Origin of the sequence: Rhodococcus sp. NPDC127527, from assembly GCF_042672245.1 — a bacterium.
Taxonomy (GTDB): domain Bacteria; phylum Actinomycetota; class Actinomycetes; order Mycobacteriales; family Mycobacteriaceae; genus Rhodococcus_G.
In genome coordinates this window covers 145940-164994 of the sequence record NZ_JBHXVP010000007.1, presented here as the reverse complement: position 1 = coordinate 164994, position 19055 = coordinate 145940, and the positions used below count along the sequence as shown (strand labels likewise).

The window sequence follows — 19055 nt, the reverse complement described above, 5'->3', positions numbered from 1 at the left end:
GCTCAGCGGTACCGACGCTGCAGACCGAGCAGGGTGGCCGTGATCCCGTCGGCGTTCTTGCCGGGGAACCGGCCCAGCTCGAGGCCCCTGGCGATCGGCGAGGTCGAGTAGTCGAACACCTCGGTGACCTCGGTCCGTGGCCCCTCGTCCGCCGCGCCCGTGACGTCGACGAACTCCCACCGCCACCGGTGACCGAACGGGTGCCGCCACTCGATCAACCGCTCCGGTTCGAACGCGGTGACGACGCTGGTGATCCGGTAGGGCAGGCCGAACATCCGCATGTCGACCGAGAACTTGTCGCCGAGAGCTAGCCGCTGCGGGCCGGACACGGTCGACTTCACGGTTCCGGATCCGTCCAGGTCTGCGTGCTTCCGCGGGTCCGCTACCTGGTCGAACAGGTCAGCCGGGGCGGCGGCGACCACGGCGCGCCGGGCCACCTTGCGGCGTCCGAGATCGACGGATTCGACGGGATTCGCCATGCAGCCACGGTACGCCCGGGGCCCGTTCCGGCGGTACCAATAGGCTCTGGCCCATGGCATGGCAGGTCTGGTTGGCGTTTCTCGGCGCGGCGTGGGTGATCAGCCTGTCGCCGGGAGCGGGTGCCATCGCGTCGATGTCGGCGGGGTTGAACCACGGCCTGCGCCGCGGGTACTGGAACATCGTCGGCCTGCAGCTGGGCCTGCTGTTGCAGATCGTGATCGTCGCGGCGGGCGTGGGCGCGTTGCTCGCGAGCTCGGCGCTCGCGTTCACCGTGATCAAGTGGTTCGGGGTCGCGTACCTGCTCTACCTCGGCGTCCGGCAGTGGCGGGCCACCCCCACCGAGGTCACCGCTGACACGGATCAGCCCGGCGGATCCGCGGTCGCGCTGGTCGCCCGGGGATTCCTGGTCAACGCGAGCAATCCGAAGGCCGTGGTGTTCATGCTCGCCGTCCTGCCGCAGTTCCTCGACCCAGGTGCGGCGCTGGTCCCGCAGTACGCGATCATCGCGGCCACCATGATCGCCGTGGACGTCATCGTGATGTCCGGCTACACGGGCCTGGCCGCGCGGGTGCTCACGGTGATGCGTTCCCCGCGCCAGCAGCGGGTCACCGGCCGGGTGTTCTCCGGCCTGTTCTTCACCGCGGCCGCGTTCCTGTCGCTGGTGCACAGGGCCGCGACGACCGTCTAGCTCAGCCCTGCCGCGCGCCGATGTCGACCATCCAGCCGATGCCGAACTTGTCCGTGCACATGCCGAACTCGTCGCCCCACATCTGCTTCTCCAGCGGTACCGCGATGGCGCCGCCGTCGACCAGTTTCGCCCAGTAGCCACGCAGTTCGTCGGCGTCGTCACCACTGAGGCTCACCGCGATGTTGGTGCCGGGATTGTGTTCCATCCCGGGCGGGGTGTCGGCGCCCATCAGGGTGAATCCGGCGGGCGTCTCGAGCATGCCGTGCATGATGTTGTCGGCGCCGGGGGCCTCCGCGTCGCCGAACTCGCCGAAGGTGCTCAGCGTGAGGGTGCCGCCGAAGACACCGCGGTAGAACTCCATCGCCTCGCGGGCGTTGTCGGTGAAGCTGATGTACGGGTTGAGACGTGAGCTCATCAGTCCTCCTCTGAGTGCGGCGCGTTCCGCGCCTGTGAGTGATTCTCACCCCTGTCGGGACCAGATTCACCCGCAGGCCGGCGAAGCCGACTACATGTCCAGGCCGAGGTCCAACACCGTCACCGAGTGGGTCAGCGCGCCCACCGCCAGATAGTCGACGCCGGTCCGCGCGTAGTCCGCGGCCACGTCGATCGTGAGCCCGCCGGAGGACTCGAGCCTGGTCTGCGGCGACCTCGTGTTGCGACGCTGCACCGCGGACTGGGTCTCCCAGAGTGCGAAGTTGTCGAGCAGCACCAGTTCGACGTTCTCGGCCAGCACCTCGTCGAGCTGCGCGAGGCTGTCCACCTCGACCTCGCACTCGATGTCCGGGGCGACCGCCCGCACCGCGTTCAGCGCCGCGACCACCGACCCGGCCGCGGCCACGTGGTTGTCCTTGATCAGGGCCGCATCGCCGAGGCCCATGCGGTGGTTGACGCCGCCGCCCATCCGGACCGCGTACTTCTGCAGGGACCGCAGACCCGGCAGGGTCTTGCGGCTGTCCCGGATCTTGCAGTCGGTGCCGTCGACGGCCGCGACCCACTGCGCCGTGGCCGTGGCGATGCCCGAGAGGTGGCACATCAGGTTCAGCATGGTCCGCTCGGCGGTGAGCAGATCGCGGGTCGGCGCCGTCACGGTCAGGACGGACTCACCGGGCCGCACGGACGCGCCGTCCAGCACCCGACCCAGCACCTCGTAGTTGCCGGTGCCGACGACCTCGTCGAGCACCAGCAGACCCACGTCGACGCCGGCGACCACGCCCACGCTGCGGGAGACCACCGAGGCCTTTGCCACGGCGCCGTCGGGGACAGTGGCCACCGAGGTGATGTCGGGTCCGTACCGGAGGTCCTCGTCCAACGCCACCCGCACCAGCGCGGTGATCTCGTCGCGGTCCAGGCCGTCGGCCAGCGTGCTCATCATGCTCCTCTTACGAGTTCGGGTAGTTCGAGTGCACCGTCGGCGTTCATCCGCACCGCGAGACTGCGGCGCTGCGCCTCGGAAGCCTGCGGGAAGTCGGTGCGGGTGTGGCAGCCGCGGCTCTCGGTCCGTGCCCGCGCAGCCAGCACCAGAGCCGACGCGGTCACGGTCAGCGCGGCGTCCTCGAGCTCGGCGACCGAGGCCGCGCCCGCGACCGGGGCCTCGTCGAGTTCGGTTGCCGCCGTGGACAATCCGTCGCCGTCCCGCACCACGGACGCGTGCTCGGTCATCAGCGCCTGCACCCGGTCGCGCTCGGCGCGCACCGACGTCGCGGCGGCCACCTCGGTGACCTCGACGCGCAGTCCGGCACGATCCGCGGCCGCGGCCCCGGCCCGCTCCCCCACGACCAGGCCCTCGAGCAGGCTGTTCGAGGCCAGCCGGTTGGCGCCGTGCAGCCCGGTGCGCGCGACCTCGCCCGCCGCGAGCAGTCCCGGCACCGCGGTGCGGCCGTGGACGTCGGTCACGACGCCACCGCACGCGTAATGTGCCGCGGGCGCAACGGGAATCAGCTGGTGTGCCGGGTCGATCCCGGCGGCCAGACAGGACGCTGTGATGGTGGGGAATCGCGCCGCGAACCCGGCCAGGCCGCGTGCGTCCAGGTAGACGTGATCGGTGCCGAGTTCGCGCAACCGCGACGCGATGGCCCGCGAGACCACGTCGCGTGGAGCGAGGTCGCCCATGGGGTGGACCCCCGCGGTGACCGAGTCGCCGTTGCCGTCCACCAGGATCGCGCCCTCCCCACGGACCGCCTCGCTGATCAACGGTCGACGGCCGAGACCGCCGGGGGTGAACAGCACCGTCGGATGGAACTGTACGAACTCGATGTCCGCGACGGCCGCGCCCGCACCCAGCGCCAGCGCGATGCCGTCGGCGGTTGCACCGGGCGGGTTGGTGCTGCACGAGTACAGCTGGCCGAGCCCACCGGTGGCCAGCAGCACCGACGGGGTGTGGATGACGCCGAGGCCCTGGTCCGAGAGCACGAGCAGTCCGACCACCCCGCGCGCGTCCGCCACGACCCGCGTGGCCGCCGCCCCGAACAGCACGGGTAGACCCGCGGCGTTGAGCGCCCGCTGCACCTCGGCCCCGGTCGCGTCGCCGCCCGCATGGATGATCCGGCGGGTGCTGTGCCCGCCCTCGCGGGTGCGGGAGACCGCGCCGTCGCGTCCGCGGTCGAAGACCGCCCCGAGGTCGGTGAGGGCGGCGACCGCGTCGGCGCCACCCGCCACGATCGAGCGCACCGCGTCCTCGTCGCACAGTCCGGCACCTGCCGCGCACGTGTCCGCCACGTGCGACTCGACCGAGTCCGTGCGTAGGTCGCCGACGACCGCGATGCCGCCCTGCGCGTACTGCGTCGCGGTGTCGGTCGGACCGCCCTTGCTGACGGTGAGCACCTTCAGGCCGCGCAGGGAGGCGGCGCGGGCCGCGGTGAGGCCCGCGACCCCGCCGCCGACGACCACGAGGTCGGCGTGCGCCTCCCAGCTCGCCCGGCCGGCGGGGGTCATTACTCGCCGCCGCCCGGGTTGCCGATCTCGATCATTCGCTGCACGGACTTGCGGGCGCGCTCGGCGACCGCCTCGTCGACGTGCACCTCGTCCTTGCCCTCCACGAGGCAGCGCAGCAGCGCCGCCGGGGTGATCATCTTCATGTACGGGCACGACGCCCGGTCGTTGACGGCCTGGAAGTCGATCTCCGGGGCCGCCTTGCGCAGCTGGTGCAGCATCCCGACCTCGGTCGCGACGAGCACCTGCTTCGACCGGCTCGCGCGGGCGGCGTCGAGCATGCCGCCCGTCGACAGGATCTTCACCTTCTCGTCGTCGACGATGCCCTCACCGGCCAGGTAGAGCGCCGAGGTGGCGCAGCCGCACTCCGGGTGCACGTACAGCTCGGCGTCGGGGTGCGACTTCGCCTGGGCCGCCAGCTCGTCACCGTTGATGCCGGCGTGCACGTGGCACTCGCCCGCCCAGATGTGCATGTTCTGCCGACCGGTGACCCGCTTGACGTGCGCGCCGAGGAACTGGTCGGGCAGGAACAGCACCTCGCGGTCGGGGTCGATCGAGTTGACCACGTCGACCGCGTTCGACGAGGTGCAGCAGATGTCGGTCAGGCCCTTCACCTCGGCCGTGGTGTTCACGTACGAGACCACCACCGCATCCGGATACTCAGCCTTCCAGGCACGCAGGTCGTCGGCGGTGATCGAGTCCGCGAGCGAGCAGCCGGCCCGCTCGTCCGGGATCAGCACGGTCTTGGTCGGGCTGAGGATCTTGGCGGTCTCGGCCATGAAGTGCACACCGCAGAAGACGATGGTGTCCTCGGGGGCCTCGGCGGCGATCCGGGACAGCGCCAGCGAGTCGCCGACGTGGTCGGCGACGTCCTGGATGGCAGGCAGCTGGTAGTTGTGCGCCAGCAGCGTCGCGCCGCGCTCCTTCGCCAGCCGTCGCACCTCGGCAGCCCATTCCGGGCCGGCCTCGATGCCGGTGTAGCCACCGGGACCGTCGGTGATCTGACCTGCACCTGCCCACAACGTTGATGTCATGGCCGTTCTCCTTCACCGCGAACCCAGGTTCGCTGTAAATGCCGGGCGGGCTGGCCCGGATTTCCGTTCGAGGGGTTTTCGACTTAGGATCGAAAACGTGCCCCATCGTAACACTCTCCACGAAGTGCTCACCGCGGTGTTCCAGGTTCGCGCCGTACCCGCAGGTGACGGCGGCGAGGAGCTCTGCGTACTGCTGTGGCAACGCGCGCTCGATCCGCAGCGCGGCACGTGGGCCCTGCCCGGCGGAATCCTGCGCGAGGACGAGGACCTCACCACCTCGGCGCGACGCCAGCTGGCCGAGAAGGTGGACGTGCGCGAGGTCGCACACCTCGAACAGTTGTCGGTGTTCAGCGAACCCCACCGCGTGCCCGGGGTGCGGCTGATCGCCTCGACCTTCCTCGGACTGGTCCCCCTCGACGCCGACCCGGTCCTGCCGACGGACACCGCCTGGCACCCGGTCTCCGCGCTGCCGCCGACGGCCTTCGACCACGGGGTCGTCGTCGAACACGCCCGCGCCCGACTGGCGGCGAAGCTCTCGTACACCAACATCGCGTTCGCCCTCGCCCCCGACGAGTTCGCCATGTCCACGCTGCGCGAAATCTATTGCGCGGCACTGGGATACCAGGTCGATGCGACCAACCTGCAGCGCGTCCTCGGCCGCCGAGGCGTGCTCACCGCGACCGGCACGACGGCGCCGTCCGGCAAGACGGGCGGCCGTCCGCCCGCGCTGTACCGGTTCGCCGAGTCGCGACTGCGGGTCACTGACGAGTTCGCCGCGCTGCGCCCGCCGACCTGACCGGCACCGCTACAGGAAGTGCTTGCCGCGCACCAGCATCGAGAAGCGCTTGCACTCGCGTTCGAGGCCGCCGGCCCACACCGTGCTCTTCCACGAGTTCAGCGGAACGTCGTACGCGCCCACGTAGTCGATGATCTCGTCGCGGAAACTGCGCTTGAACTTGCCGATGCCGTAGAAGTAGTTGTCCGGATCGTCCGCCTCGGCGGACGGCGGGGTACCGCACATGTCGTACTCCACCGCACCGGACTCCATGGCCCACCGAAGGACGTCCCACTGCAACGCATGGCCGGTGCCGTGCGAGCCCAGCCCGTTCGTCGTCGCGTCGCCCGGCTTCTTCCGGATCGAGCCGCCGTGCAAACCGAGCGACTTCGTGCCCAACCGGATCTCGAAGGACCCCGCCACGATCTCTCCGCCGAGACGCGCGAAGAACATCTGCCCGTTCCCGCGGTCGGCGTACCCCTGGTAGGCGGACCGGCAGTACTCGCGGCTGCGGACGCCGAACCTGCCGTTCCCGGTCGCGGACAGCAGGTCGTACATCGTGTCGCAGTTCGCGTCGGTGGCCGGCACCCGCTCGATCTCCACCCCGTCTCGGGCGGCCCGCTTGATGGCGCGGCGCGCGTTCTTGCTGAACCCGGCGAGGATCTCGTCCTCCGTACCGGTCAGGTCCAGGACCACGGTGTGCTTGTTGGGCGTGAACATGCCCGCCGGGCGATATCCCTCGGCGCACAGGCGCTCCTCGACGCCCGCGCCTGCCTGCACCCGTGGATCGATGCGCAACACGAACGCGCCGTGCTCCGCGGCGTACGCCGCCAACGCCCGCACCTTGGGAAGCACCTCGTCGAGCGTCTTCCCGGACGGGCCGCCGGGCAGGATCCACATCTCCCCGAGGACCGGGACGTCCTTGACGTGGACGGTGACCGCGTCGTCACCGACCATCAGGTACCGGATCGAGTATCCGATGGACTCCTTCGCCTTCGCGTTGTCCAGCCCCCGCCACACGTCGCCGCCGTCGGAGGCCGCCACGACGAACGCGTCCCATCGCTCGATCTGCGTCGTCGTGGCAGTTCGCACCACCACGACGTCTCGGCCCGAGTCTCGTTCCGACATCACTGCACTCCTCACCGCCGAGGACCCCCCTCAGGCATGTCGCATTTGCCCGGATCGGTGATCCGGCGTCCGACAGCATGCCTATCGGTGCGACACCTCCGCGTGTTGCGACACGCCGAAGTCATTCGGTCGAAGGACGCGCCGACGATCGGGCGACACCTTCGGGCGAGTGTGCGGTCTATCGCGGCGTCGGACCAGGTGCGTCGGCCGGTGCACCTTCGGCGGCTGGCGGGGCCGTGACGCCGAGGTCGTCGCGCGGATTCAGCGACGCCATCAGCAGGTACACCACGGCCGCTGCGAATGGCTGCAGGATCAGCGCCATCGGGGTGCCGATAGTCGGCGTCGCCGGCACGATCTGCCCGACCGCCACGTCGGTGACCTCGGGGAACCGGAGCCGGGCCACACCGAGGCCGACCACGGCCGCGGCCGCCGCCCCGACCGCCGACCCGATCAGCAGCCCGGTCAGGACCACGGCACCGCGCACCGAACGCCACAGCCAGGCGGCGACGGCCGAGAGCACGCCGAGGATCAGCCCGAGGCACAGGAACAGTGCGACCGCGTCGAACTGGTGGTTGCTCTCGGAGGTCAGCGACGCCGCGCGACCGCCGGAGAGCACCAGGAAGTGCTGTGCGGGCACGAGTACGCCCCAGCCGATGCCGCCGATCGCGCTGGCCACGACCACCGCGACGACGATCCGTGCGGATGCCCTGATCTCGCACCGGTCGACCCTCCGCCCGGCGAACCGCGCCCGCACGGTCAACGCTGGCCGAGGACGGCGGAGTCGATCACACCGTGCCGGGAACACTTCGCCCACCAGCCGTCGGGGCTGACCTGCACGATCATCCGTCGACCGCACTCCTCGCAGAAGCGCGGCGGTTCCAGCCCGAGCTGCGCGGCGGCCGGAACGGCGTCGTCGACGCCCGGAACCACGCGGCGGCCGGTGAAGGGGTTGTAGCGCTCCGGGAAGTCGACGACCTCGGGAGTGCTCAGCTCTTGCGGCATCGTCACCTGCTCAACCCTAGATGGTGTCGTTGAGTGCCTTGATCGGCATCTGCAGCTCACCGAGCAGGTCGAGGTCCGCCTCGGCGGGACGGCCGAGGGTGGTGAGGTAGTTGCCGACGATGACGGCATTGATGCCGCCGAGGATGCCCTGCTTGGCACCGAGATCGCCGAGGGTGATCTCGCGGCCGCCGGCGAACCGCAGGATGGTGCGCGGCAGCGCGAGCCGGAACGCGGCCACCGCGCGCAGCGCGTCGGCGGCCGGCAGTACCTCGAGGTCGCCGAACGGCGTGCCCGGGCGGGGGTTGAGGAAGTTCAGCGGCACCTCGTCGGGCTCGAGCTCCGCGAGGTTGGCGGCGAACTCGGCACGCTGCTCGAGGCTCTCGCCCATGCCGAGGATGCCGCCGCAGCAGACCTCCATGCCGGCCTCGCGGACCATCCGCAGGGTGTCCCAGCGCTCCTCCCAGGTGTGCGTGGTGACCACGTTCGGGAAGTGCGACTTGGAGGTCTCGAGGTTGTGGTTGTAGCGGTGCACGCCCATCGCGGCGAGCTGGTCGACCTGCTCCTGGTTGAGCATGCCCAGCGAGCACGCGACCTGGATGTCGACCTCGTTGCGGATGGCCTCGACACCTGCCGCGACCTGCGCCATCAGCTTCTCGTCCGGTCCGCGGACGGCGGCCACGATGCAGAACTCGGTGGCGCCGGACTTCGCGGTCTGCTTGGCGGCCTCGACCAGGCTCGGGATGTCGAGCCAGGCGGCGCGCACCGGGGAGGCGAACAGACCGGACTGCGAGCAGAAGTGGCAGTCCTCGGGGCAGCCACCGGTCTTGAGGGAGATGATGCCCTCGACCTCGACCTCCGGTCCGCACCACTTCATGCGCACGTCGTGGGCCAGGCCGAGCAGCTCCTCGAGGCTCTCGTCGGGCAGCTGCAGCACCTGCAAGGTCTGCTCCTGCGTCAGACCCTCACCGCGCTCGAGGACCTGCTCCCGCGCGAGCGCGAGAATGTCGGGGCGGACGGGGGCCTGGGTCACTGCGAACTCCTCGGGGGCGGGTGCCACGACATGAACATCGCGGACATGAACAGCACAGACTTGAACACCGTACAAGTTGAACGGCGTTCAGGTTAGGGTCGTGGTGAAATGGTGTCAACCAGCGATCCGATCCGAACCCGAGGAGAGCAAGTCAGTGCAACTGCGACGCGGTGACGTCCTGGGCGGAGCGATCGCCATCCTCGACGAGTACGGCCTCGGCGACCTGACCATGCGGCGCCTGGCCACCTCGCTCGGCGTGCAGCCCGGCGCGCTGTACTGGCACTTCCCGAACAAGCAGACCCTGCTCGCCGCCATCACCGACCAGATGCTCGACCGGGTCTCCGCGCCGCTCGACGCCCACGACTGGGACGCCCGGCTGGCGGCGTTCGCGCACCGGATCCGCGACGCCCTGCTCGCGCACCGCGACGGCGCCGAGCTGGCCGCCGCGTCCTATTCGGCTCGCCTGGCCACCAACGACGCCCGGGACACCCTCGCCGGCGCCTGCGTCGCCGCCGGCCTGCCCGGCGGCGAATCCGAACTCGCGGCCGACACCCTGCTGTACTACATCCTCGGCCAGACGATGGACGAACAGTCCCGCATGCAGATGGACTCGCACGGCGCACTGACCGAGGACGCGTCACCGCTCTACGACATCACCAGCGGCACAGCACGTTTCGACTACGGACTGAGCCTGTTCGTGGACGGCGTGCGCAGCCGGCTGCACGCGGCCATCCAGGACTAGCCACCCGGACGCCGCTACCCCGTGGCGACGCGGTCCGAGCGCGCATCCATCTCGACGTGGCCGATCGTCGGCACATTGCCAATTCCTTTGTCCATCAGGCATTTCCGATCGGTCGCCAGGAAGATGGCGCCACTGTATGCGAACCTCAACCGAACAAGCAAGCATGCTTGCTTGTTTTTCTCGGCGCTGCTACCGTCGCCCGACATATGTGACGGTCACCACTTTCAGGAGTCCCATGCAGCCCGATCTCACCGGCATTGCTCCACTGGACGTCAACCTCGCCACCCGCGCGGCGGTCGGCGATGCCCTCACCCGTTCCGCCCAGATGTTCGGCGCACGCACGGCGATCACCGACGGCGACCGGGCGATCTCCTACCGCGACCTCGACGCCACCTCGTCGGCACTCGCGAATGCCCTGCTCGGCACCGGGCTCGACCGCCAGCAACCGGTGGCCATGCTGATGCGCAACTCGTCCGAGTTCGTGGCGACCTACTTCGCCTGCGCAAAGTCCGCACTGGTGGCCCTGCCCGTCAACATCGCCCTGTCCCCCGACGACATCGCCTGGATCCTGCGTGATGCCGGTGTCTCGACGATCGTCGCCGACCGAGTGGCGTTGCCGCTGTTGACCCCGTTCCTCGCGGGCGAGCACCCCGATCTCACGATCGTCGTCGTCGGAGACGCCACGGACGCTCCGGCCGGGAGCTGCAGCTGGGACGAGTTCGTCTCGCGCGGCTCCGTCGACCGCCCCGAGGTGATCGTCGAAGATCGCGACACGGTCCAGTGCCTGTACACATCCGGCACCACCTCGCGGCCGAAAGGCGTTCTGGTCAGCCACGTCTCGGTGCTGATCGCCGGCATGACCAACGCCCTGCAGATCGGCCACAGCTGGGGCGCCGATCCGTCGACACTGGTGAACGTGCTACCCCTGTTCCACACCACCGCACTGAACACCCTCGTCCTGCCGGTGCTGTTCACCGGCGGAACCGTGGTGCTGCACGCCCAGTTCGATCCGGTCGCGATCATCGCCGACATCGAGAAGCACTCGGCCACCCATCTGATGATGCTGCCGATCATGTACCGGGCCCTGGTCGCCGCACGCGGCGAGGCGGGCGGCCTGCCGACGGTGCGCCGCGCCGTGTACGCGATGGCACCGATGCCGGGCGAACTGCTCGACCGCGTCGACGACCTGTTCCCCAACGCCGCGGTCATCCTCGGGTCCGGGCAGACGGAGGTGGTGCCGGCGACCGTGCTGCAGTGGAGCGAGCACCGGCACACCAAGCCCGACTCCTGGGGCCCCGCGACGGCCACGGTCGAAACCGGAATCATGGACCCCGCCGGAAAGCTCGTCCAGGAAGGCGCATCCGGTGAGATCGTCTACCGGGGCCCGCACGTGGCCAGCGGATACTGGAACAACCCGGAGGCAAACCGGGTGTCGTTCGCGCACGGCTGGTTCCACAGCGGCGACATCGGGCACCTGGACGACGAGCGGGTGGTCTGGTTCACCGACCGGCTCAAGGACATCATCAAGTCCGGCGGTGAGAACGTCTCCTCCGTCGACGTCGAACGGGTCGTCACCGGCGCTCCGGGCGTGGCCGAGTGCTCGATCGTGGGCATGCCGGACGAGCGCTGGGGCGAGGCGGTGTGCGCTGTGGTCGTCCCCGTCGACGCCGAGGCCGTCGACGACGAGTTCGAGGCGAGGATCATCGCCCACGCCAAGGCCCACCTCGCCGGCTTCCAGGTGCCCAAGCGCGTCGTCGTCGTGGACGCGCTGCCCAAGACCGCGACGGGCAAGACCCGCAAGAACGAGTTGCGGACGCAGTTCGCCGACTGACCGAAATCCGCCCGCGGCCGTACGGGGGCGGACACAATGGGGTGATGGTCGCGTCGCTGCGTGCCGGCGTCGCCGCGGTGCTGGCCGCGGCGACCCTGACGCTGGCCGTACCGGCCGTCGCGACACCGGCCGACGCGGCGGTCCCGGGCACCGTGATCTCGGCGCGCCCGCTGCCCCGCACGTCCTGGATCCCCGGCGCCGAGACCGGTTCCGCGCTCACCTACCGCACCCTCGGCCCGCAGGATCGGCCCGCGCTCAGCACCGGAGCGGTGTTCACTCCGCCCGGCACTCCCCCGCCCGGCGGCTGGCCGGTGATCTCCTGGGCGCACGGAACGGTCGGCATCGCAGATGCCTGCGCTCCCACGGTCACCGGCAAGATCGGCGGCCCCTACCTGGGTCGCTGGCTGGCCCAGGGCTACGCGATCGTCGCGACGGACTACGTCGGCCTCGGCACGCCGGGAGTGCACCCCTACCTGGACGGACGGTCGGAGGCGCACGCTGTCGTCGACATGGTCCGGGCCGCACGCAGCGTCGAGCCGACCCTGTCACCCCGGTGGGTGAGCCTCGGTCAGTCGCAGGGCGGGCAGGCGGCGATGGTCACCGCGACGATCGCCACGTCGTACGCCCCGGAACTCGACTACCGGGGCACTGTCGGACTCGGGGTCCCGTCGAACATCGAGAACCTCGCGCCCCTCGGCGGCCCCCTGTTCCCACCGCTGCCGCTGACCGGCACCACCGTGTTCATCTCGTACCTGCTCGCCGGCCTGCGCGCGACGCGACCGGATGTGGACGTCGACTCCTACCTGAGCCCTCGGGGCAGGCAGGTGCTCGCGCAGGCCGAACAGCTCTGCTACGAGGACGCGGCCGCCGCGTTCGGCGACACCCCGTTAGGCGCGCTGTTCTCCCGGCAGCTCGACGAACCCGCCCTGGGCGCGGCCCGCGAGATGCTCGCGATCCCGCTCCGCGGCTACGACCGCCCGATGTTTCTCGGCCAGGGCCTGTTCGACACGATCGTGCCCGCGCCGCTGACGATGAAGCTGGCCGCGGACCTGGCCGCGGCCGGGCAGCGGTTCACCTTCCGGGTGTATCCGAAGGGACACCTCGAGACGATGCTCGCATCGGAACCCGAGGCCAACGCGTTCGTGCGGAATCTGTTCGCTCCCACGTGATCTGATTCCGCACGTCGATCCACCCGTACGAGGAGGAGTCGAACATGGCGCTCAATCCGCTCGACCCGACGACGGCGGTGGTCCTCGGACCGTTCATCGCCGCCGCATACGACCAGTTCCGCGCCCACCCGAACGACCTGAACCCGGCGACGATCTCGCTGCCACCCGGCTACACGCTGCTACGGACGGTCCAGATGAGCGACTTCCTGGTTGGACCGCCGGCGCCCAGGTTCTACGGCTTCCTCGCCGTCGGCGGCACCCCGCCGATGCAGGTTCTCGCGTTGCGCGGCACAGTCACCGCGACCGAATGGTTCGACGACCTGCACTGGGATCCGGTGCCCTTCGCGCCGGTCGCGAATGCCGGCAAGGTCGCCGAGGGCTTCTTCGACATCTACGACACGATGACGACGATGACGCCCGGGCAGTCGGGGACCTCATCCGGGATCGCTGGAATCGCCGCCGCCGTCGATCCAGCGCTGCCGCTCGTGGTGACCGGCCACAGCCTCGGCGGGGCCCTGACGAGCATGCTGGTGCTCGACCTGACCGCGAACACGCCACTGAAACCGCAGGCGTGGACGTTCGCGTCCCCGAAGGTCGGTGACGCCGCGTTCGCGGCCCGGTACGCCAGCGTGAGCACGGTGTCGTGGCGGATCTACAACGTGCCCGACCCGGCGCCGCTCATCCCGATCGACCCCGACGGGAACTACCAGCACGTCAACGCCGCGTACGCGGTCAACTCGCTGACCTACGCGCGGTGGAGCGTCGCGTGCGCGCACGAGTTGAACACCTACCTGCACGGGCTCAACCCCGTGATCCCGCTCGACCCGGGCTGCCGGCCGTGACCGGGGGTGTCCGCGATGACCGCCTGGCAGGAGTTCACCACGGCCGCACCGCACGTCGCCGCCGTGTTCGGCCGCCGGCACGCCGCCACCGGGCGACTGTGCCTGCTCGCGACCCTGCGGTCGGACGGGTTTCCGCGGATCAGCCCGGTCGAGCCGACGGTGTTCGAGGGCGAACTGTGGATCGTCGGCATGCCCGGCACCACCAAGTTCCGCGACCTGCGCCGCGACCCCCGGTTCTGCCTGCACACCGCCACGGTGGACGCCACCGTCGGTGACGGCGACGCGAAACTCTGGGGCACCGTCCACGACGTCCAGGACCCCGGCCTGCATCGACGCTTCGCGGAGGACCTGTTCGAACGAACCGGATTCGACCTGCGAGGCAAGGAGTTCCGGCCGTTCTACGCCGCCGACATCACCGGCGCGTCAGCGGTGGAGATCGACGACGGGCACCTGGACATCACCATCTGGCGTCCGGGCGAGGCCGAGCGGGTCGTCCGCAAGCACTGACGGGGTCGGCCGTTCCCGCCGTGGCCCGAGCAGCTCACGCGGTCTCGGCGGCCGAACCCAGCCTCGGGAAGGGGTCGGTGGAGAACACGACCTCCACCGCCACCTCGAAGTACGCGGCGATCCGCAAGGCGAGGTGCAGGCTGGGACTGTATTCGCCGCGTTCGAGGTAGCCCACTGTCTGATAGTGGACCCCCAGCGCCTCGGCCAGCTCCCGCCGCGAGATGCCCCGCTCGGCGCGGAGCATCGCGATCCGGTTGTAGATGACCTCAGAAGGCACGCTGCATCGCCTTGTCCCGCCGCGCGGCCATGGTCGATCCCGATTCGTGACGTGCCATGCGTCGCAACACTACCGGCGCGATCAGCAGGCCCGCGACCGCCCAAACTCCCAGCACCGCTGCGGTCTCGAGGTGCCGCCAGGACTGGTCGATCTCGATCACGACCGCGTCGCCGGGCAGCAACGCCGAGCGCATGCCGAGACCGAGCCAGTACATCGGGAATGCCTGGCCGACCGCTTGCAGCCAGCCCGGTAGCGCGGTGATCGGGTAGAAGATGCCCGAGACGGCGATCAGTCCCATCAGCGGCATCGTCAGCAGGAAGGCCGACCGCGTGTCGAGGACGCTGCCCAGGACCGCGCCGAACGGCAGCACGGCCAGCAGACCCAGCGCCACCACCCACACGAAGGTCGCAACCGCGCCCGCTCCGGACAGCGACGAGCCGCCGATGATCACCATGCCCACACCGAGCACGACGAGCACCTGCACGATCACCGATCCGGCGGTGGCCACGACCTTGCCGACGACGTAGCCGACCATGCCCTTCGGCACCGCCTTGGCGCGCAACAACGTGCCGTCCTCGCGGTCGAGCACCAGCACGTTGAGCAGCGCGTACATGCCGTTGAACGCGATGATGCTGCCGAGCAGACCGGGCACGGCGAGCTCCGCGACGGACAGCCCGCTGTCGCCGTACATCCGGCCACGCAGCAGCAACAGCACGCCGAGCGCGATGGCCGGGGTGAGGAACTGGCCGATCAGGTCGGGGCCGTTGGTGTACAGCTGACGCAGTTCGATCCCGCCGCGGGCGAGACCGGCTCGGGTGGCAGTGGCGCTCATCGGGTGACCTCCGCGAGGGTGTGGACGGGCTCGGTCACGTCGCCGGACTCGGCGCGCCGGACCAGGGTCATGTAGGTGTCTTCCAGCGAGGCGCGGCGCACTTCGAGGTCGCCGATGCTCTCGCCGTGCTGCTTGAACAGCTCGTGCACGAACCTGGTCGACTCGGTGGTGGTGTGGACGAAACGTTGGCCGTCGGCGGTCCAGCTCACCTGGGCCTCGCCTGCGATCGACCGGGCCAGCTCGTCGGGCGAGCCGTCGGCGATGATCCGGCCGCCGGCCAGGATCAGGATCCGGTCGGCCAAGACCTCGGCCTCGTCGAGGTCGTGCGTGGTCAGCAGCACGGTGGTGTCCTCGAGGTCTGCGAGCCGGTGCACGAGGTCGTGGAAGTCGCGCCGCGCCGCCGGGTCGAAGCCCGCTGTCGGCTCGTCCATGAACAGCAGCTCGGGCCTGCCGACGACACCGATCGCCACGTCCAGCCTGCGCCGTTGACCACCGGACAGCGTGGAGATCTTGGCGTCCGCCTGCTCGGTGAGGCCGACCAGTTCGATGAGTTCGTCGGTGTCCCATGGGCGTTGGATCCGAGCGGTGGAGTACGGGCCGTAGTACGCGCCGAGGTGGGCGAGCAGCTCGCGCACCCGCCACTTCGCATGGTCGCGCCAGGACTGCAGGACGACGCCGATCCGGGCGCGCCACTGTTCGTCGCCGTGTTCGGGGTCGACGCCCAGGACGGCGACCAGCCCGGCCGACCGCGCGCGGAAACCCTCCAGGATCTCGATGGTGGTGGTCTTGCCGGCCCCGTTGGGGCCGAGCATGACGAGCACCTCGCCGCGACGCGCCTGAAAACCGACGCCCCGCAACACCTCCGTCTCGCCGTAACGCATGTGCACTGAGTCGACGTCGAGAACTACCCCGCCGCTCGAAGTCATGAGCCCTCCCAAATCATCGGTCTTCGATGATTTGTAGCATACCTACTACATTCTGCAGCGGCAATGCTTCGCGAGCGCACGAGAGGACGCGGGCCGAGAAGGAATCGAGAACGAGTACGGCGCGGCCGGGGCCTCAGGCGCCGCCGCGGCCCCGCCGAAACAGCTTGTTGCCCAACCACACCACCGGGTCGTAGCGCCGATCGACGACCCGTTCCTTCATCGGGATCAGCGCGTTGTCCGTGATGTGGATGCCCTCGGGGCACACCTCGGTGCAGCACTTGGTGATGTTGCACAGTCCGAGGCCGTGCTCGGTCTGGGCGACGTCGCGACGGTCTGCGACGTCGAGGGGATGCATCTCGAGCTCCGCGATCCGCATCAGGAACCGCGGCCCCGCGAAGGCCTCCTTGTTGTCCTCGTGATCGCGCACCACGTGGCAGGTGTTCTGACACAGGAAGCACTCGATGCACTTGCGGAACTCCTGCGAGCGCTCCACGTCCACCTGTGCCATCCGGTACTCCCCCGGCGCCAGTTCCGGTGGCGGCGTGAAGGACTGGATCTCGCGAGCCTTGGCGTAGTTGAAGGACACGTCGGTCACCAGGTCGCGGATCACCGGGAACGCCCGCATCGGGGTCACGGTGACGACCTCGTCCTGTGCGAATGACGACATCCGGGTCATGCACATCAGCCGGGGCCGGCCGTTGACCTCCGCCGAGCACGATCCGCACTTGCCGGCCTTGCAGTTCCACCGCACCGCCAGGTCCGGCGCCTGCGTGGCCTGCAGCCGGTGGATGATGTCGAGGACCACCTCACCCTCGTTCACCTCGACGGTGTAGTCGCGCAGGTCGCCACCGTCGATGTCGCCGCGCCACACCCGAAATGCCGCCTGGTAGCTCATCGCTCCCCCAGCCTCCCCGAGTCGTCCGCCTTCCCTGGGTGTTCGGCGAGTTCGGCGTCCGTGAAGTACTTGGCGACCTCGGCGAAGTCGAAGAGCGCGAACAGATCCGGCCGCATCGGGATCTGCGGCTCGGGTGCGACACTGACGTCGGGGACGACCCGCCCACCGGCGTCCGCGCCGCCGACGAGGCTGCAGACCAGCAACGTGTCACGCCACGACGAATCCATCGCGGGGTGGTCGTCGCGGGTGTGCCCGCCGCGACTCTCGGTCCGCAGCAGCGCGGCCTTGGCGACGCACTCGCTGACCAGGACCATGTTGCGCAGGTCGACCGCCAGGTGCCAGCCGGGGTTGAACTGCCGGTGTCCCTCGACGGTGACCGACTCGATGCGGTGCCGGATCTGTTCGAGCTTGCCGAGCGCGGAGCGGATCTCCGCGTCGGTGCGGATGATGCCGACCAGGTCGTGCATCGACTGCTGCAGCTCCAGGTGCAGGGTGTACGGGTTCTCCGCCGGCGAACCGTCCGGGGGCGGGTCGAACGGAGCGAGTGCCATTGCGGCGGCCGCGTCGACGTCGTCCTGCCCGACCTCCGGTCTGCCGGCCAGGGATTCGACGTAGGTGGCGGCGCCGAGCCCGGCGCGGCGCCCGAACACCAGCAGGTCCGACAGCGAGTTGCCGCCGAGCCGGTTGGAGCCGTGCATCCCGCCCGAGCACTCCCCCGCCGCGAACAGTCCGGGGACGCTGGACGATCCGGTGTCCGGGTCCACCTCGATGCCCCCCATCACGTAGTGACAGGTCGGCCCGACCTCCATCTGCTCCTTGGTGATGTCGACGTCGGCCAGTTCGAGAAACTGGTGGTGCATCGACGGCAACCGCCGGACGATCTCGTCGGCCGGCATCCGGGAGGCGATGTCGAGGAACACCCCGCCGTGCTCGGTGCCACGACCGGACTTGACCTCCGAGTTGATCGCGCGGGCCACCTCGTCGCGGGGTAACAGGTCGGGGGTGCGCCGGGCACTGTCGTTGTCCTCGAGCCACCGATCGGCCTCGTCCTCGGTCTCGGCGTACTGACCCTTGAACACCGGCGGGATGTAGTCGAACATGAACCGGGTGCCGTCGGAGTTCTTCAGCACGCCGCCGTCGCCGCGCACCCCCTCGGTGACGAGGATCCCCTTCACGCTCGGCGGCCACACCATGCCGGTCGGGTGGAACTGGATGAACTCCATGTTGATCAGGTTCGCGCCGGCCCTCAGTGCCAGCGCGTGGCCGTCGCCGGTGTACTCCCACGAGTTCGAGGTCACCTTGTAGGACTTGCCGATTCCGCCGGTGGCCAGCACGACGGCCGGCGCGGTGAACAGCACGAACCGCCCCGACTCCCGCCAGTACCCGAACGCACCCGCTATCGCGCCGTCCGCCCGCATCAACTCGGTGATCGTGCACTCCGCGAACACCTTGATCCGCGCCTCGTAGTCGCCGGTCTCGGCGAAGTCCTCCTGCTGCAGCGAGACGATCTTCTGCTGCATGGTGCGGATCAGTTCGAGCCCGGTGCGGTCCCCGACGTGCGCGAGCCGAGGGTAGGTGTGCCCACCGAAGTTGCGCTGGCTGATCCGGCCGTCGGCGGTGCGGTCGAACAGGGCGCCGTAGGTCTCGAGCTCCCACACCCGGTCCGGGGCCTCCCGCGCATGCAGTTCGGCCATCCGCCAGTTGTTGAGGAACTTGCCGCCGCGCATGGTGTCCTGGAAGTGCACCTGCCAGGAGTCCTTGGAGTTGGCGTTGCCCATCGCGGCCGCGCAGCCGCCCTCGGCCATCACGGTGTGCGCCTTGCCGAACAGCGACTTGCACACGACCGCGACGCGCAGGCCGCGCTGACGAGCCTCGATCACCGCCCGCAGCCCGGCGCCGCCCGCCCCGATGACCACCACGTCGTAGTCGTGCCGCTCCACCTCGGCCACCGGCGCTCCCCTCTGTCACG

21 protein-coding genes are annotated in these 19055 nt (G+C 69.8%); 7 read left to right on the top strand and 14 right to left on the bottom strand.

The window, feature by feature from the left end; genetic code table 11:
• Window positions 1-2 precede the first annotated feature (2 nt).
• A complete protein-coding gene (locus ACFVH2_RS14270; protein ID WP_378424926.1) occupies window positions 3-479 on the bottom strand; it encodes an SRPBCC family protein in 477 nt (158 codons plus the stop codon).
• Between the two features lie 53 nt (window positions 480-532).
• On the opposite strand from ACFVH2_RS14270, the gene ACFVH2_RS14265 reads away from it, so the two are divergent.
• Window positions 533-1168, top strand: a complete 636-nt coding sequence (locus ACFVH2_RS14265) for a LysE family transporter (RefSeq protein WP_378424928.1) — start codon at window positions 533-535, stop codon at window positions 1166-1168.
• A gap of 1 nt (window position 1169) precedes the next feature.
• Here the strand turns inward: ACFVH2_RS14265 and ACFVH2_RS14260 are convergent, their stop codons facing one another.
• From ACFVH2_RS14260 to nadA, 4 genes are all read right to left on the bottom strand, one after another.
• Window positions 1170-1583: a VOC family protein gene (locus tag ACFVH2_RS14260; protein ID WP_378424930.1), complete on the bottom strand. Its 414-nt coding sequence runs from the start codon at window positions 1581-1583 to the stop codon at window positions 1170-1172.
• Window positions 1584-1673: 90 nt separating this feature from the next.
• Window positions 1674-2540 (bottom strand): carboxylating nicotinate-nucleotide diphosphorylase, encoded by an 867-nt coding sequence (nadC, locus tag ACFVH2_RS14255; protein ID WP_378424932.1) that lies wholly within the window; start codon window positions 2538-2540, stop codon window positions 1674-1676.
• Window positions 2537-4099: an L-aspartate oxidase gene (locus ACFVH2_RS14250; RefSeq protein ID WP_378424934.1), complete on the bottom strand. Its 1563-nt coding sequence runs from the start codon at window positions 4097-4099 to the stop codon at window positions 2537-2539. Before ACFVH2_RS14250 ends, nadC begins: the two co-directional genes overlap by 4 nt.
• Window positions 4099-5130 (bottom strand): quinolinate synthase NadA, encoded by a 1032-nt coding sequence (nadA, locus tag ACFVH2_RS14245; RefSeq protein WP_378424936.1) that lies wholly within the window; start codon window positions 5128-5130, stop codon window positions 4099-4101. Before nadA ends, ACFVH2_RS14250 begins: the two co-directional genes overlap by 1 nt.
• Before the next feature lie 97 nt (window positions 5131-5227).
• Here nadA and ACFVH2_RS14240 point away from each other — a divergent pair, with 97 nt between their 5' ends.
• Window positions 5228-5926 carry an NUDIX domain-containing protein gene (locus ACFVH2_RS14240; RefSeq protein WP_378424938.1) on the top strand — a complete coding sequence of 233 codons (699 nt, stop codon included), beginning with the start codon at window positions 5228-5230 and terminating at the stop codon, window positions 5924-5926.
• Window positions 5927-5935: 9 nt separating this feature from the next.
• On the opposite strand, the gene ACFVH2_RS14235 is transcribed toward ACFVH2_RS14240, so the two are convergent.
• The 4 genes from ACFVH2_RS14235 to bioB form a co-directional block, all read right to left on the bottom strand.
• Entirely contained in the window at window positions 5936-7033 is a 1098-nt protein-coding gene (locus ACFVH2_RS14235) for a lipid II:glycine glycyltransferase FemX (RefSeq protein WP_378424940.1), read from the bottom strand.
• A 178-nt stretch (window positions 7034-7211) separates the two neighbouring features.
• Window positions 7212-7715 (bottom strand): DUF2567 domain-containing protein, encoded by a 504-nt coding sequence (locus tag ACFVH2_RS14230; protein WP_378424942.1) that lies wholly within the window; start codon window positions 7713-7715, stop codon window positions 7212-7214.
• A 74-nt stretch (window positions 7716-7789) separates the two neighbouring features.
• Window positions 7790-8035, bottom strand: coding sequence for a hypothetical protein (locus ACFVH2_RS14225; RefSeq protein WP_378425008.1), 246 nt, complete (start codon window positions 8033-8035; stop codon window positions 7790-7792).
• Window positions 8036-8051: 16 nt separating this feature from the next.
• A complete protein-coding gene (bioB, locus tag ACFVH2_RS14220; RefSeq protein ID WP_378424944.1) occupies window positions 8052-9065 on the bottom strand; it encodes a biotin synthase BioB in 1014 nt (337 codons plus the stop codon).
• A 154-nt stretch (window positions 9066-9219) separates the two neighbouring features.
• Between bioB and ACFVH2_RS14215 the strand changes: the two genes are divergently transcribed.
• The 5 genes from ACFVH2_RS14215 to ACFVH2_RS14195 all read left to right on the top strand — a co-directional run bounded on the left by ACFVH2_RS14215 (window position 9220) and on the right by ACFVH2_RS14195 (window position 14156).
• Complete coding sequence (locus tag ACFVH2_RS14215) at window positions 9220-9807, top strand: TetR/AcrR family transcriptional regulator C-terminal domain-containing protein (protein ID WP_378424946.1); 588 nt, start codon at window positions 9220-9222, stop codon at window positions 9805-9807.
• A 235-nt stretch (window positions 9808-10042) separates the two neighbouring features.
• Window positions 10043-11638: a class I adenylate-forming enzyme family protein gene (locus tag ACFVH2_RS14210; RefSeq protein WP_378424948.1), complete on the top strand. Its 1596-nt coding sequence runs from the start codon at window positions 10043-10045 to the stop codon at window positions 11636-11638.
• Window positions 11639-11682: 44 nt separating this feature from the next.
• A complete protein-coding gene (locus tag ACFVH2_RS14205; RefSeq protein WP_378424950.1) occupies window positions 11683-12807 on the top strand; it encodes a lipase family protein in 1125 nt (374 codons plus the stop codon).
• Window positions 12808-12851: 44 nt separating this feature from the next.
• Complete coding sequence (locus ACFVH2_RS14200) at window positions 12852-13649, top strand: lipase family protein (protein ID WP_378424952.1); 798 nt, start codon at window positions 12852-12854, stop codon at window positions 13647-13649.
• A 15-nt stretch (window positions 13650-13664) separates the two neighbouring features.
• On the top strand, window positions 13665-14156 hold the full coding sequence (locus ACFVH2_RS14195; RefSeq protein WP_378424954.1) for a pyridoxamine 5'-phosphate oxidase family protein: 492 nt from the start codon (window positions 13665-13667) through the stop codon (window positions 14154-14156).
• A gap of 34 nt (window positions 14157-14190) precedes the next feature.
• Here the strand turns inward: ACFVH2_RS14195 and ACFVH2_RS14190 are convergent, their stop codons facing one another.
• From ACFVH2_RS14190 to ACFVH2_RS14170, 5 genes are all read right to left on the bottom strand, one after another.
• Window positions 14191-14433, bottom strand: coding sequence for a helix-turn-helix transcriptional regulator (locus ACFVH2_RS14190; RefSeq protein ID WP_378424956.1), 243 nt, complete (start codon window positions 14431-14433; stop codon window positions 14191-14193).
• Window positions 14423-15265, bottom strand: a complete 843-nt coding sequence (locus tag ACFVH2_RS14185) for an ABC transporter permease (protein ID WP_378424958.1) — start codon at window positions 15263-15265, stop codon at window positions 14423-14425. The genes ACFVH2_RS14190 and ACFVH2_RS14185 overlap by 11 nt, the downstream gene beginning before the upstream one ends.
• Complete coding sequence (locus tag ACFVH2_RS14180; protein ID WP_378424959.1) at window positions 15262-16191, bottom strand: ABC transporter ATP-binding protein; 930 nt, start codon at window positions 16189-16191, stop codon at window positions 15262-15264. The genes ACFVH2_RS14185 and ACFVH2_RS14180 overlap by 4 nt, the downstream gene beginning before the upstream one ends.
• Window positions 16192-16324: 133 nt before the next feature.
• Window positions 16325-17086: a succinate dehydrogenase/fumarate reductase iron-sulfur subunit gene (locus ACFVH2_RS14175; protein ID WP_378424961.1), complete on the bottom strand. Its 762-nt coding sequence runs from the start codon at window positions 17084-17086 to the stop codon at window positions 16325-16327.
• Window positions 17083-19035: a fumarate reductase/succinate dehydrogenase flavoprotein subunit gene (locus ACFVH2_RS14170; RefSeq protein WP_378424963.1), complete on the bottom strand. Its 1953-nt coding sequence runs from the start codon at window positions 19033-19035 to the stop codon at window positions 17083-17085. The genes ACFVH2_RS14175 and ACFVH2_RS14170 overlap by 4 nt, the downstream gene beginning before the upstream one ends.
• Window positions 19036-19055: the final 20 nt, after the last annotated feature.

Excerpts from the sequence above, each read along its gene's own strand:
- ACFVH2_RS14270 (WP_378424926.1), bottom strand. The coding sequence starts at position 479 with ATGGCGAATCCCGTCGAATCCGTCGATCTCGGACGCCGCAAGGTGGCC.
- ACFVH2_RS14265 (WP_378424928.1), top strand. The coding sequence starts at position 533 with ATGGCATGGCAGGTCTGGTTGGCGTTTCTCGGCGCGGCGTGGGTGATC.
- ACFVH2_RS14260 (WP_378424930.1), bottom strand. The coding sequence starts at position 1,583 with ATGAGCTCACGTCTCAACCCGTACATCAGCTTCACCGACAACGCCCGC.
- nadC (WP_378424932.1), bottom strand. The coding sequence starts at position 2,540 with ATGATGAGCACGCTGGCCGACGGCCTGGACCGCGACGAGATCACCGCG.
- ACFVH2_RS14250 (WP_378424934.1), bottom strand. The coding sequence starts at position 4,099 with ATGACCCCCGCCGGCCGGGCGAGCTGGGAGGCGCACGCCGACCTCGTG.
- nadA (WP_378424936.1), bottom strand. The coding sequence starts at position 5,130 with ATGACATCAACGTTGTGGGCAGGTGCAGGTCAGATCACCGACGGTCCC.
- ACFVH2_RS14235 (WP_378424940.1), bottom strand. The coding sequence starts at position 7,033 with ATGTCGGAACGAGACTCGGGCCGAGACGTCGTGGTGGTGCGAACTGCC.
- ACFVH2_RS14225 (WP_378425008.1), bottom strand. The coding sequence starts at position 8,035 with ATGCCGCAAGAGCTGAGCACTCCCGAGGTCGTCGACTTCCCGGAGCGC.
- ACFVH2_RS14210 (WP_378424948.1), top strand. The coding sequence starts at position 10,043 with ATGCAGCCCGATCTCACCGGCATTGCTCCACTGGACGTCAACCTCGCC.
- ACFVH2_RS14205 (WP_378424950.1), top strand. The coding sequence starts at position 11,683 with ATGGTCGCGTCGCTGCGTGCCGGCGTCGCCGCGGTGCTGGCCGCGGCG.
- ACFVH2_RS14200 (WP_378424952.1), top strand. The coding sequence starts at position 12,852 with ATGGCGCTCAATCCGCTCGACCCGACGACGGCGGTGGTCCTCGGACCG.
- ACFVH2_RS14195 (WP_378424954.1), top strand. The coding sequence starts at position 13,665 with ATGACCGCCTGGCAGGAGTTCACCACGGCCGCACCGCACGTCGCCGCC.
- ACFVH2_RS14185 (WP_378424958.1), bottom strand. The coding sequence starts at position 15,265 with ATGAGCGCCACTGCCACCCGAGCCGGTCTCGCCCGCGGCGGGATCGAA.
- ACFVH2_RS14180 (WP_378424959.1), bottom strand. The coding sequence starts at position 16,191 with ATGACTTCGAGCGGCGGGGTAGTTCTCGACGTCGACTCAGTGCACATG.
- ACFVH2_RS14175 (WP_378424961.1), bottom strand. The coding sequence starts at position 17,086 with ATGAGCTACCAGGCGGCATTTCGGGTGTGGCGCGGCGACATCGACGGT.